Here is a 13,019-nt window from a genome sequence, read left to right as displayed (position 1 = left end):
CCGCCGATCATGTGGGTGGGCTTGAGCACAATCCGGGTCACCGAGTTGTGGATGCCGCCGCGCATGCCGGTGATCTCGGAGCCGGGGGTGTTCACGATCTTTTCTTGCGCGTGGTACATCATCACCATACCGGGTTTGACCCGCTGGCTGACCACGGCACGGGCAGCAATGGCGCCGTTGATGTTGAACAACTCGATCCAATCGTTGTCGACGATGCCGGCCAGCTTGGCGTCGTCTTCACTCATCCACACGCAGGGACCACCGCGGCTGAGTGTGAGCATCAGCAGGTTGTCGGTGTAGGTCGAATGGATGCCCCACTTCTGGTGCGGTGTGATGAAGTTCAGGGCAATTTCCTTGTTGCCATTGGGCTTGATGCCCTGAATACCGGCCGTGGTTTTGAGGTCGACGGGTGGACGGTAGCTGGTGAAGCCCTCGCCAAAGGCGGTCATCCACGGGTGGTCCATGTAGAACTGCTGGCGCCCGGTCAGGGTGCGCCATGGAATCATCTCGTGCACGTTGGTGTAGCCGGCGTTGTAGGACACGGTCTCCGACTCAATGCCGCTCCAGGTCGGCGAGCTGATGATCTTGCGTGGCTGGGCCTGGATATCGCGGAAGCGAATCTTTTCGTCTTCGCGGTGGATCGCCAGGTGAGTGTGGTCCAGGCCAGTCTGCCTGCCTAGCGCTTCCCACGCCTTGACCGCCACGTGGCCATTGGTTTCAGGCGCGAGTTGCAGCACAACCTCGCACGCGTCGATGTCGGTGTCAATTTTGGGCATGCCGCAGGTCACGCCTTCGTCGGTCACCAGCCCATTGAGTTCCCCCAGTTGCTTGACTTCAATCTGCGTGTTCCAGTTGATGCCCTTGCCACCGTTGCCCACCTTGTTCAGCAGGGGACCGACTGCCGTGAAACGCTTGTACACATTGGGGTAGTCGCGCTCCACCACCTGCATGTTGGGGGCCGTCTTGCCGGGGATCAGGTCGATCTCGCCCAGTTTCCAGTCCTGCACACCAAACGGTTGTGCCAGCTCGGCAGGCGTGTCGTGCATCAGGGGCGTCAACACCATTTCACGCTCAACACCCAAGTGACCGACACAGACTTCGCTGAATTTCTTGGCGAAGCCTTTGTAAATATCCCAGTCGCTGCGTGACTGCCAGGCCGGATCCACCGCCGTGCTTAAGGGGTGGATAAAGGGATGCATGTCGCTGGTGTTGAGATCGTTCTTCTCGTACCAGGTGGCAGTGGGCAACACGATGTCGGAATACAGGCAGGTGGTGCTCATGCGGAAGTCCAGCGTCACCAGCAAGTCCAGCTTGCCTTCTGGCGCCTGGTCGTGCCAGACCACCTCGGTGGGCTTGGCTTCGTCGTGCCCCAGGTCTTTGCCCTGCACACCGTGGCTGGTGCCCAGCAGGTGTTTGAGGAAATACTCGTGTCCCTTGCCGCTGGAGCCCAGGATATTGGAGCGCCACACGAACATGTTGCGCGGCCAGTTGTCTGGATGGTCCGGATCTTCGCAACTCATCTTGAGCGTGCCGTCTTTCAGGCTCTTGACTGTGTAGTCCTTGGGATCCATACCGGCGGCAACGGCATCCTTGACCACCTGAAACGGGTTGGTCTTCAATTGCGGAGCCGACGGCAACCACCCCATGCGCTCGGCGCGCACGTTGTAGTCAATCATGCTGCCGCCATACAGTTTTTTGTCGGCCAGCGGCGAGAGCACTTCTTCCATGCCCAGCTTTTCGTAGCGCCATTGATCGGTGTGGGCGTAGAAGAAGCTGGTGGAGTTCATTTGCCGCGGCGGGCGAATCCAGTCCAGGGCAAAGGCCAGTGCGGTCCACCCGGTTTGTGGCCTGAGCTTTTCCTGACCCACATAGTGAGCCCAGCCGCCGCCGCTTTGACCGATACAGCCGCACATCATCAACATGTTGATGACGCCACGGTAGTTCATGTCGCTGTGGTACCAGTGGTTCATGGCCGCGCCAATGATGACCATGGACTTGCCATGGGTCTTGTCGGCATTGTCAGCAAACTGGCGCGCCACGGTGATGAGCTGTTCGCGTGGCGTGCCGGTGATGCGTTCCTGCCAGGCGGGGGTATAAGGTGTGTCGTCGTTGAAATCTTTCGCCGCCAACTCACCTGGCAGGCCACGGGCCACGCCATAGTTGGCCACTTGCAGGTCGAACACGGTGGCGACCAGTGCCTCGCGCTGTTCGCCTTCCTTGCCCAATGAAATCCGTTGCACGGGCACGGTGCGCACCAGCACATTGTTGGCGCCATCGCCGCTGGCATTGTTCGGGAAGTGCTCGCTGACGATGCCGCCGAAGTAGGGGAAGCCGACCTTCGCAGTCTCGGTGCTGGGGTTTTCACCTTCCATCACCGACAGTTTGAGTTTCACCTCGCTGCCGTGGCGTGCTTCCTTGGCCTCCAGATTCCACTGGCCTTCGTCGGCACGGCCGTCAGGGCCCCAGCGGAAGCCGATCGCGCCGTTGGGTAGCACTACTTTGCCATTGTCATCCAGGGCGACGGTCTTCCACTCGGGGTTGTTGGCCGAACCCAGCTTGCCATTGAAATCGGAGGCGCGAACGTAGCGGTCTGGCACCATCACGGTTTCGCCCGTGGGCAACAGATGCTCCTTGAGCATCACCAACATCGGCATGTCGGTGTAGCGACGCACGTAGTTATCGAAGTAGGCGCTGCGTGGCTTGCCGCCATCCGGGAAGTAGAACTCCTTGAGGATGACGTGGCCCATGGCCATGGCCACGGCAGCGTCAGTGCCTTGTTTGGGTTTCATCCAGATGTCGGACAGTTTGGCGACTTCGGAGTAGTCGGGTGTCACGGCCACGGTCTTCGCGCCTTTGTAGCGGACCTCGGTGAAGAAGTGGGCGTCAGGCGTGCGGGTCTGGGGCACGTTGGAGCCCCAGGCAATGATGTAAGTGGAGTTGTACCAGTCGGCCGACTCGGGCACGTCGGTTTGCTCGCCCCAGACTTGCGGACTGCTGGGGGGCAGGTCGCAATACCAGTCGTAGAAGCTCATACATACGCCACCTATCAGACTCAGATAGCGGCTTCCCGCTGCATAAGAGACCATGGACATGGCGGGAATCGGTGAGAAACCGATGACGCGATCCGGTCCGTGCTTCTTGATGGTGTAGACATTGGCCGCCGCCACCATTTCATTCACCTCATCCCAGCTGGAGCGCACAAAGCCGCCCAAGCCGCGCACGCTTTGGTACTCTTTGCGCTTGGCATCGGACTGAGCAATGGAGGCCCAGGCATCCACCGGGTCGTTCGAGATGCGGGCTTCACGCCACAATTTAAGCAGTCGTCCGCGCACCATCGGGTATTTGACGCGGTTGGCGCTGTACAGGTACCAGCTGTAGCTGGCGCCGCGGGCGCAACCGCGTGGCTCGTGGTTGGGCATGTCCCAGCGTGTGCGAGGGTAGTCGGTTTGCTGGGTTTCCCAGGTCACGATGCCGCCTTTGACATAGATCTTCCATGAGCAAGATCCGGTGCAATTAACGCCGTGGGTCGAACGCACGATTTTGTCGTGGGCCCAGCGGTCGCGGTAGGCGTCCTCCCAGGTGCGGTCTTCACCGGTGGTGACGCCATGGTCGCCGGAGAATGGCTCTTTGGGCTGAGAAAAGTAACTGAGTCGATCCAGAAAATGGCTCATGGGGTACCTCGTTAGAAACGGTATATTTTGTATAAAAACAGGCTGTAGCTCCCGTGTTTCATGCGCAAGCAGCTATGAAAATAATAGCGTATTGAATCCATGAAAATCGGAAGGCGGTGGCTCATGGGTTCTTGATTTCGGCGCCAGCGCGCAGATAGAACCACCAGTTCAGGACCAGGCACAGGGCGTAGAACACGGCGAAGCCGTACATGGCGAACTGTGGCGTGCCGGCCTTGATCTGGTTGCCGATCACGATCGGCGCCACAAAGGCGCCGTAGGCGGCGATGGCGGAGGTCCAGCCCAGCACCGGGCCGGCCTGCTGGCGGTCGAAGATGACGCCGATGGTGCGGAAGGTCGAGCCGTTACCGATGCCACTGGCGAAGAACAGCAGGATGAACAGGCCCAGGAAGGCCGGGAAGTACTGTTCGGGCGTGGCCGAGCCATAGGCCAGCATCATCACATAGCCTACTGCCGCCGAGGCCACCACCATCACGGCCGAGATGATCTGTGTGATGATCGAGCCGCCGACCTTGTCGGAGATCCAGCCGCCGATCGGCCGCACCGCTGCGCCGACGAAAGGACCGATCCAGGCAAAGGCGAGCACCGTCGGCGCATTCGGGTTGTTCAGCGTGTGCTGCATCACGCCGGCAGCATTGGGCACGTGGCTGATGCCGAAGATCACCTTCATGGCCAGCGGCAGCGCCATCGAGAAGCCGATGAAGGAGCCGAAGGTGACGATGTACAGCGCCGTCAGTGCCCAGGTGTGCTTGTCCTTGAAGATGGCGAACTGCTTGGTGACGTTCTCCTTCATGGGGCCGAAGGCGGCGAGTTTCATGATCAGCAACGCGCTGACGACGTCGAGCGGGATGGCGACCCACATGCTGATCAGGCCCAGGCCCGTGGGCTTGGGCAAGTACAGGTACAGGCCGATGATCGAGGGGATGAACGCCAGCGTGTACAGCCAGGTGATCTTGGCGAATGCAATGAGGGGGTTACCGGTGTCGGCTGAGACCGTCTTCAGATTGTTCATGCCGAACCAGCACAGGATCGACAGCGGCACCAGCGAAAGCACCCAGGCGAAGCCGGCATTCTGGATCCAGGTGGGCGTGCCGGCCTTGATCTTGCCGAAGATCCAGCCGCTGTCCTTGATCAGCGTCATCGGCTCGCCGCCGAGGCCGCCGAAAATGGAGAGCGTCATCACCAGCGGGATCACGATCTGCATGGTCGTGACGCCGAAGTTGCCCAAACCCGCGTTCAGACCCAGGGCCGTGCCCTGCAGCCGTTTAGGGAAAAAGGTGGAGATGTTCGACATCGATGACGCAAAGTTGCCGCCACCCACGCCCGACCACAGCGCCATCAACTGGAAGGACCACAAGGGCCACTCCGGGTGCTGCAATACGATGCCGGTGCCGATGGCCGGGGCCAGCAACATGGCCGTGGTCAGGAAGATGGTATTGCGTCCGCCGGCCAGGCGGATCAGGAACGAAGCCGGGATGCGCATCGTCGCGCCGGCGATGCCGGCGATGGCGGTCAGGGTGAAGAGTTCGGCCTGGGTAAACGGAAAACCCAGGTTCAGCATCTGCACGGTGATGATGCCCCACATGCCCCAGACGGCGAAGCCGCATAACAGGGCCGGCACCGAGATCCAGAGATTGCGGTAGGCAATTTTCTTGCCGGTGGTTTCCCAAAACCGTTCGTCTTCCGGGCGCCAATCGGCGATGTCCGCGCCGGATTGTGTTTTCGTATTCATAGGGTTCTTTCGGTAATAGTGAGTTCAGTTCTGCAGGCTGAAAGGGGTGGCGTCCTTGCCCATGACTTGGCTGCGGCGCACTTCGGTCCAGTACATCCAGATCAGGGACACCCAGACCACGCCATACATCAGCATGAAGGCGCTGGAGCGAATACCGGTCAGGTCCATCAAGGCGCCAAACATGATGGGCAGCACAAAACCGCCCAATCCCCCTGCGAGGCCCACGATGCCGCTGATGGTGCCGATGTTGCTGGTGTAGTCGTCGCTGATGTATTTGAAGACGCTGGCCTTGCCGAATGCAAATGCGATGCCCAGGATGAACATCAAACCGGTGAAAGCGTAGACGTTGAGGCCAATGTGGAAGGTGGCCGGGCCAGAGGTGGTGGCAACTGTGAAATCAGTTTGCGGATAGCTGAGCAAAAACAGGCAAATCCAGCTCACCCACAAGACCCACCAGGTGACGCTGTGTGCCCCCCATTTGTCGGACATCCAGCCCCCTGCCGCACGCAATACACCGCCGGGTAGCGAGAAGCAGGCGGCGAGCAAGGCTGCGGAACGGATGTCCAGCCCGAACTCACCGACGTAGTATTGAACCATCCACAGTGACAAGGCCACATAGCCGCCGAACACAATGCTGTAGTACTGGCAGTATTTCAGTACTTTCGGGTCTTTCAGCGACTTGAGCTGATCACTGAACTTGGTGTGGCTTGGGACAAGATGCGTCGGGTCACTGTAGCTGAACAACCAGAACAGGATGACTGCCCCCAGCATGATGGCGGCATACACTTGCGGGACCATGGTCCAGCCAAAAGCCACCACCAGCGCGGGCGCTACGAACTTGTTGACAGCCGCCCCTGAGTTGCCGGCGCCATAGACACCCATCGCAAACCCCTGCTGTTTCTTGGGAAACCAGCGTGCCACGTAAGGCGTGCCCACAGAAAATGCGCCGCCCGCCAGACCAACAAACAATCCGATCGTCAGGAAGTGCCAGTAGGCAGTTGCGTAGCTCATCAACCAGATGGCAGGCACGGTCAGCGCCATCAGGAGCGCCATGACGATGCGGCCACCGTATTTGTCGGTCCAGATGCCCAGTGGCACCCGAATCAGCGAACCGGTCAACACGGGTGTTGCCGTCAGCAGTCCGAATTCCGTTCCGTTGAGGTCCAGTGCCTTCTTGATGGGGATGCCAATCACCGCGAACATCATCCAGACCATAAAGCACACGGTGAATGCGAGCGTGCTGACAATAAGCACCGAGAGTGCTTGCCCCTTTTTAGTCATGTCAAAAACTCCTTTTTTGCATGACATGACTTTAGGGTGGATAGACCTGAAATGGCATCCGTCTGAAGGAGCAGCGTCTCAGGTAAATGGAACTACCCGGCAAGCCGACCGCATAGTCCTGAAGAACTATGGAAGCGCTGTTGTTGTGATTGTTTGCTTTAGATCAAAGCAGGCCGTTTTCGCTTGCTATAACGGCGGCGTGAACCCGGGAGCTGACGTCGAGTTTGCGCAACACGTGTTGTACATGGATTTTGACGGTGGTTTCGGCAATGCCATGTTCACGCGCAATTTCTTTGTTGCTGGCGCCGCGCACGATGCCACGCAAAATATCGAGCTCGCGCGGCGACAGGCTGGCAATTGACGATTCAGCGCTTGTCGCCTGGGTCGCAGGCGCTACGGCGGCTCGCAAATTCTCGCTTGCCGGCGCTCGCGTTGCCGCCCCCCGGTAAGCGGCCACCAGTTTGCTCGTCATCTCAGGTGCGACGACGCTGTCGCCTTCCATGGCGCGCTGGATGGCAACAGTCAAGGCATCACCTTCGATGGTTTTTAGAAGGTAGCCAGCGGCACCGCCACGCAACGCTGCGGCGAGATCGTTTTCGTCTTCGCTGACGGTCAACATCAGGATGCGGGCGCCAGGCGCCGCCTCAATCAAGGCGGGCAAGGCGTCTACGCCATTCACGCCAGGCAAGTGGTTGTCCAGCAGGATGAGGTCGGGTTGAAGCTCCTGGGCTTTTCGCTGCGCCTGACCGGCATCCGCCGCATCACCGATGACGCTCAAGCGCGGGTCGCGCGCCAATAGCGCCGTCAAGCCGCGCCGGAACAGGGTGTGGTCGTCCACCACCAGGATGCGAATGGGTGGTCGTTCGGGTGGTGGCGTGACAGGGCTCATACCGCCGCAGTCGTGGATTCCCGCGTGACTATCGAGGTCATGGGCATGGGGTGGGCGGGAGGCGGCAAAGTGAGGATGATGGAACTGCCATGCCCCGGGGTGGAGATCACGTCCAGATCAGCACCAATGCGCTGGGCCCGCTCCGCCATGATCCGAAGCCCGACATGGGTTTCGTCGAGTTGGTCGTTGCCGGGGCTAAAACCGACGCCGTCGTCACGGACCTCAAAACGCCACGCCGGTTGCTGCTGCACGTCGAGCCAGACTTGCGAGGCACGGGCATGCTTGCGGACATTGGACAATGCTTCCTGAATAATATGCAGTACCTGTATCTGCAGGTCGGGTGACAGTGGCATGCCTTGTCCCTGCATGGTCAGGGACGCTTTCATTTCGCTTTGGTGTTCAAATTTTCGCAGCGTAGTGGCCAGCGCTGGTTCAATGTCTTCGGTGTTGGTGCGGGTCCGGAAGTGCATCAGCAACTCCCGCACATCGCCGTAGCTCTCGCGTACGCCGGCGTCAATTTCTTCCAATACCTGCTTGATTTCAACGGAGTTGCCGGATTGCACGGCGTCGCGCATCAGTTGCACTTGAATTTTGAGGAACGCCAGGGATTGAGCGATGGAGTCGTGAAGTTCACGGGCCAGCAAATGCCGTTCCTGCGACACGGCGGCTTCTTTTCCAAGCGCGTTGAGACGCAAGTTTTCCATGGCGCCAGCCAAGTGACTGCAGAGTGCTTCAAGCAGCGAGCGTTCCGCGGGTGACGGACTGACCCTGGCATGAAAAAACAGATCTATTTCACCCATCAGCCGTTCGTGCAGATGCACAGGAATGTTGACTACCGTTTCAAAGCCAGCCTTTGCGCAATGCTGCAGCGATGTGTCTGTCACGGACTGAATCGGAATAACGCGCAATCCAGCGGCAGGGGAGGCTATGCCGCAATGACAGTCGCCTTTGTCAATGCACAGCTCTGCATCGACCATTGAACTGGGCAGGCCTTGGGCTGCCAGCATGAGGTAGCGCTGGTTGGCCTGGTCTGACCAGCGCAAGGCGACACCATCAGCACGGGCAATCCGGGTAATGCTTTTTACAAAGCCCTGCGCCAATTCGTCCAGCGACGTGGCTTTCGCGACCAAGGCGGTCACCTCGTAAAGACTTTCCAGTCGTTCATGTTTATCTTGGAGTTGAGCGGTTTTTTCAGCCACTTTGCGTTCCAGATGACGGTACATGGACTGCAAATGTTCTGCCATGCCATTGAATCCATCCGCAAGTGTGCCGAACTCGTCACTGGTGACGCTCTCTACACGGGCATCAAAATCACCCAACTGGATTTTTTCAATCGCCTGTTTCAGCTGGCCGACCGGTTCCAGAACAAAAAGATACCCAGTGAAGAGCAGAACTGCCGCGCCCAATATGGCCATTGCCAGCATGGTCATCTGCAGCAAGTGAAGCAGGGCAGTCCAATGGGCCATATGGGACTCTATGCCCGTGACCAGGGTGTCAATGTGCGAAGAGAATACGACCGTCTCAGCGCGCAAGTCGCGCCGAGTGCTTGGCCTGGCATCAATCCAGCGGGAGCGGAAGTTCGTCCAGTCTTGCTCGACGGTCTGGAACCGCGCGCGCACGGTGTCGTCCCAAGGTACAAACAGCGGACGCTCGGGGTCGCCACTTCGCAGCACGGACAGACTTTGGTCAAATTCCTTGACCTGTTCGGCTAACGCACTGGTCTCCTCCGTCCCAATAGATAGAGCCATCCTGTAGGACTGCATCCGCATCCGGCCTGCTTCGTTGACAGCGGCAGCGCCGCCGTCGAGTTGCCACGACACCCAGAGCGTGGCGACCGTTGAGAGCAGGGCAAGCAGCAAGAAGGGCGCGCCCACCAAGGCCAGCTTGGCACCCAAACTCCAATGCTTGTGAAGCGTCATGGCGCGACTCTAGATGCCCTGGTGAGGATCAGGACACACGTTCGAAAATGGCGGCGATACCTTGGCCGCCACCGATGCACATGGTCACCAGCGCATACCGGCCGCCAATGCGCTCCAATTCGTACAGGGCCTTGACCGTGATCAATGCGCCGGTGGCGCCAATCGGGTGACCCAGCGAAATGCCTGAGCCATTGGGGTTGACCTTGGCCGGATCCAGGCCCAAGTCACGGGTAACAGCGCACGCCTGCGCGGCAAAAGCTTCGTTGGCCTCAATGACGTCGAGGTCTTTCACCGTCAGGCCAGCCTTCTTCAGTGCCAGTTGTGTGGCCGGCACTGGACCAATACCCATATATTTGGGGTCCACACCGGCGTGGGCGTAGGCCACCAAGCGCGCCAGCGGCTTCAGGCCGCGCGCCTTGGCGGTGCCGACTTCCATCAGCACCACGGCGGCTGCGGCATCATTGATGCCGGAGGCATTGCCGGCGGTCACGGTGCCGTTTTCCTTGATGAAAACAGGCTTGAGCCTGGCCATGTCGGCCAGGCTGCAGTCGGGGCGGAAGTGCTCGTCCGTGGCGTAAGGCACTTCGCCTTTTTTACTTTTGAGCATGACCGGCATGATCTGGTCTTTGAAGTAACCGGCTTCGGTTGCGCGTTGCGCCCGGTTGTGGCTTTCAACCGCCAGTGCGTCCTGGTCTTCACGGCTGATGCCCCACTTGGCCGCGATGTTTTCAGCGGTCACGCCCATGTGAATGGTGTGGAAGGGGTCGTGCAGCGCACCCAGCACCATATCCACCATCTTGGTGTCGCCCATGCGGGCGCCCCAGCGGGCTGTCAGGCTGGCATAGGGGCCGCGACTCATGTTTTCGGCGCCGCCGCCAATGGCGATGTCGGTATCACCCAGCAAAATGGACTGGCTGGCCGAAATGATGGCTTGCAGGCCCGAGCCGCACAGCCGGTTGACATTGAACGCCGGCGTGCTCTCGGCGCAACCGCCGTTGACGGCCGCGACGCGCGAGAGGTACATGTCTTTCGGCTCCGTGTTGACGACATGGCCAAACACCACATGGCCCACGTCGGCGCCGTCCACTTTGGCCCGCGCCAGTGCCTCGCGCACCACCTGTGCCGCCAGTTCGGTGGGAGGAATGTCCTTCAGGCTGCCGCCATAGGTGCCAATGGCGGTGCGCACACCGCTGACTACAACAACTTCACGGCTCATGGGAATCTCCTAAATTGAGAAAGGTGGAAAAATTGTCACAACGTGCGACAAAAGGAATGTCGACATCTTACTGATCATTTGCTTCGAAAGCGGACGAATACACAGGGATGTCGGTACCCCGCCTTGTGCACTACCTCTCTGCCAGAACGTCAGTCGCGTACATCGCCGATCGGATCGCGGCCAAAATCAGGTCGTGCAAGGTAGGCCCGCACATGGCTTGCGGTTTCAACGGGGGATGCGAGTTGGCCATTGACCTTGAGGTCGATAAAATTCTTTTGATCCGGAAATGCTGACGCATCAGCGTGACGCAGTTGCAGCTGCATGTCGGTATCGATCACGCCGGGTGCCAGTGAGCAGACTTTTGCGCCATTGGGTTTGAGTGCCTCGTCCAGTGCGAGGCAGCGTGTGAAGTGATCCATGCCGGCCTTGACGGCGCAATAACCGGCCTGGGCCGCCAACGCTCGACGTCCCAATCCGGACGAAATATTGAGCACCTTACGTGGTATACCCCACGGATCTGTCACGCGTAAAAATGCGGCGGTGAGCAACAGGGGCGCTTCGAGGCCCACCCGCAGAGCCCGGCTCAAATCGATCGGATCGGACGCACTCAGAGGGCCAATACGGGGGAGTACACCCGCATTGTTGATTAGTGTTGCGCCGGTAAACATCCCCGTTTTGCGATTGCTCAGCCATTGCCCCAACATGGCGGCCGCTTCAACTGTGTGTTCCAGGTCCAGTGGCCATTGCTCAAGTTTTGTGTCCAATCTGGCAGCACGAGACGCCAGTGCGGCATTGGTGTTGCGGGAAATACACAGCACAAAGTGATTGCCTGAAAGTAGCTGCTCCGCCATGGCGAGCCCCAAACCGCGCGAAGCGCCAGTGAGAATGTAGAGATGTTGGGTCATGCTGCATGGTATCGGAACTCCTGGACGCGAGGCTGGCCCACCCAGCCCATTCGGCGTGTTGATCGAAACCCGGGCACGCAACCCGGCTGCGCCCGCATGAAGATCAAACGGTGTAGGAATCATCCGACAATCAGGCGCGCTTGCGACCAATGGCTTTTTGCGATTTCAAAGTCATACTTAGGCAGAGTTATCATGTTTAACATATGTCTTGCATTTCACCAGCGGCGAATTGTTTCGGCTGCGAGCATCACGGTAACGCCGGGCTGAAGCCACAGTCTCTGGACTCCAAGGAAGTATCGCAAGTTCATGCACCAGCTCAAGACTTATATCGTCGAAGACAACCCGGTCATTCGCGAGAGCCTGATCTCCGCCTTGGAAGAACTCGTGCCGGTCGAGGTGGTCGGCACGGCTCAGGACGAATCGACAGCGGTGCAATGGCTCGCGCGGACGGACAACCATGTCGACTTGGTGATCGTCGACATCTTCTTGAAGGGGGGCTCTGGCTTGGGCGTGCTAAGGGCCGCGAGCAGGCTACCGCAACGCCACAACGTGGTGGTTCTGAGCAACTACGCCACTCAGGACATTCGGCGCAAATGCCTGGAACTCGGGGCGGACAGGGTGTTCGACAAGTCCAACGAGATCGATGCGTTGATCCTGTACTGCGGGCGGCTGGCCGCCGGCGAAACCGGTCATGGCGTGCTGGCCTGAGCCCGGCTACTGAATCAAACCGCTTTTCAACGCGTAATAGGTCAGGTCACTATTGGATTCGAGTTTCATTTTCTCCATCACGCGGGTGCGGTAAGTGCTGACCGTTTTAACGCTGAGCGACATATTGACGGCCATATGGCCGATAGTTTCACCCTTGGCCAGCCGCAGGAATACCTGTAACTCGCGTTCCGATAGCTGTTCATGAAGCGGCTTGTCGCCACCACCGCTCAAACCTTCCGCCAAGCGCTCGGCCACGCCCGCCGTGATGTACTTTCGCCCGCGGTATACCGTGCGGATCGCCTTGACGATTTCTTCCGGGTCGCAGTCCTTGTTCAAATAGCCGCTGGCGCCTTGGCGCAGCAGTGTGGTGGCGTAATGCTCCTCCGGAAAGCCGCTCAGGATCAGCACCGGCAGGTCGGGCGCCCGTGCCTTGATGGCTGCCAGGGCATCGACACCGCTGTGGTCCGGCATGGAGATGTCCATGACGATCACATCGACCTCACCCTTACGCACGATGTCAAGCGCCCCGCGACCGTTTGCCGCTTCGGCGACAACGACGAAGTCCATCTGGTCGGCGAAAAATTGACGCAACCCGGCACGAACCATGGCATGGTCGTCGATGATGGCAATTCGAATCATTTTGTGTGGTATTGCTTCATGCTGAATGATCCCACATTTCG

At 59.2% G+C, this 13,019-nt stretch carries 9 protein-coding genes; 1 reads left to right on the top strand and 8 read right to left on the bottom strand.

The annotated features are described in order from the left end of the window. The 7 genes from B3V69_RS03240 to B3V69_RS03210 form a co-directional block, all read right to left on the bottom strand. On the bottom strand, positions 1–3,671 hold a 3,671-nt coding region (locus tag B3V69_RS03240; RefSeq protein WP_296443743.1), incomplete at its 3' end, for a nitrate reductase subunit alpha. A gap of 121 nt (positions 3,672–3,792) precedes the next feature. Continuing rightward, on the bottom strand, positions 3,793–5,421 hold the full coding sequence (locus tag B3V69_RS03235; RefSeq protein WP_296443741.1) for an MFS transporter: 1,629 nt from the start codon (positions 5,419–5,421) through the stop codon (positions 3,793–3,795). A 24-nt stretch (positions 5,422–5,445) separates the two neighbouring features. Continuing rightward, positions 5,446–6,702, bottom strand: a complete 1,257-nt coding sequence (locus B3V69_RS03230) for an MFS transporter (RefSeq protein WP_296443739.1) — start codon at positions 6,700–6,702, stop codon at positions 5,446–5,448. Positions 6,703–6,865: 163 nt separating this feature from the next. Next, positions 6,866–7,591, bottom strand: coding sequence for a response regulator (locus tag B3V69_RS03225; RefSeq protein WP_296443737.1), 726 nt, complete (start codon positions 7,589–7,591; stop codon positions 6,866–6,868). After that, positions 7,588–9,510 (bottom strand): type IV pili methyl-accepting chemotaxis transducer N-terminal domain-containing protein, encoded by a 1,923-nt coding sequence (locus B3V69_RS03220; protein ID WP_296443735.1) that lies wholly within the window; start codon positions 9,508–9,510, stop codon positions 7,588–7,590. Before B3V69_RS03220 ends, B3V69_RS03225 begins: the two co-directional genes overlap by 4 nt. A gap of 28 nt (positions 9,511–9,538) precedes the next feature. Further along, positions 9,539–10,726, bottom strand: a complete 1,188-nt coding sequence (gene bktB, locus B3V69_RS03215) for a beta-ketothiolase BktB (RefSeq protein WP_296443733.1) — start codon at positions 10,724–10,726, stop codon at positions 9,539–9,541. 149 nt (positions 10,727–10,875) lie between these two features. Then, positions 10,876–11,631, bottom strand: a complete 756-nt coding sequence (locus tag B3V69_RS03210) for an SDR family NAD(P)-dependent oxidoreductase (RefSeq protein ID WP_296443731.1) — start codon at positions 11,629–11,631, stop codon at positions 10,876–10,878. 306 nt (positions 11,632–11,937) lie between these two features. Here B3V69_RS03210 and B3V69_RS03205 point away from each other — a divergent pair, with 306 nt between their 5' ends. Beyond that, the gene (locus tag B3V69_RS03205; RefSeq protein WP_296443730.1) at positions 11,938–12,339 is read left to right on the top strand and encodes a response regulator transcription factor; all 402 of its coding nucleotides are present in this window, start codon (positions 11,938–11,940) and stop codon (positions 12,337–12,339) included. A 6-nt stretch (positions 12,340–12,345) separates the two neighbouring features. Here B3V69_RS03205 and B3V69_RS03200 read toward each other — a convergent pair whose 3' ends face one another. After that, a complete protein-coding gene (locus B3V69_RS03200; RefSeq protein WP_296443727.1) occupies positions 12,346–12,978 on the bottom strand; it encodes a response regulator in 633 nt (210 codons plus the stop codon). Between the last annotated feature and the right edge of the window lie 41 nt (positions 12,979–13,019).

The organism is Rhodoferax sp. UBA5149 (assembly GCF_002413825.1).
Classification (GTDB): domain Bacteria; phylum Pseudomonadota; class Gammaproteobacteria; order Burkholderiales; family Burkholderiaceae_C; genus Rhodoferax.
Note: the sequence above shows the minus strand (reverse complement) of the source record. Positions and strands in the feature narration are given on the sequence as shown.

Coding starts and splice junctions, on each gene's coding strand:
- bktB (WP_296443733.1), bottom strand. CDS start 10,726: ATGAGCCGTGAAGTTGTTGTAGTCAGCGGTGTGCGCACCGCCATTGGC.
- B3V69_RS03225 (WP_296443737.1), bottom strand. CDS start 7,591: ATGAGCCCTGTCACGCCACCACCCGAACGACCACCCATTCGCATCCTG.
- B3V69_RS03200 (WP_296443727.1), bottom strand. CDS start 12,978: ATGATTCGAATTGCCATCATCGACGACCATGCCATGGTTCGTGCCGGG.
- B3V69_RS03230 (WP_296443739.1), bottom strand. CDS start 6,702: ATGACTAAAAAGGGGCAAGCACTCTCGGTGCTTATTGTCAGCACGCTC.
- B3V69_RS03235 (WP_296443741.1), bottom strand. CDS start 5,421: ATGAATACGAAAACACAATCCGGCGCGGACATCGCCGATTGGCGCCCG.
- B3V69_RS03220 (WP_296443735.1), bottom strand. CDS start 9,510: ATGACGCTTCACAAGCATTGGAGTTTGGGTGCCAAGCTGGCCTTGGTG.
- B3V69_RS03210 (WP_296443731.1), bottom strand. CDS start 11,631: ATGACCCAACATCTCTACATTCTCACTGGCGCTTCGCGCGGTTTGGGG.
- B3V69_RS03205 (WP_296443730.1), top strand. CDS start 11,938: ATGCACCAGCTCAAGACTTATATCGTCGAAGACAACCCGGTCATTCGC.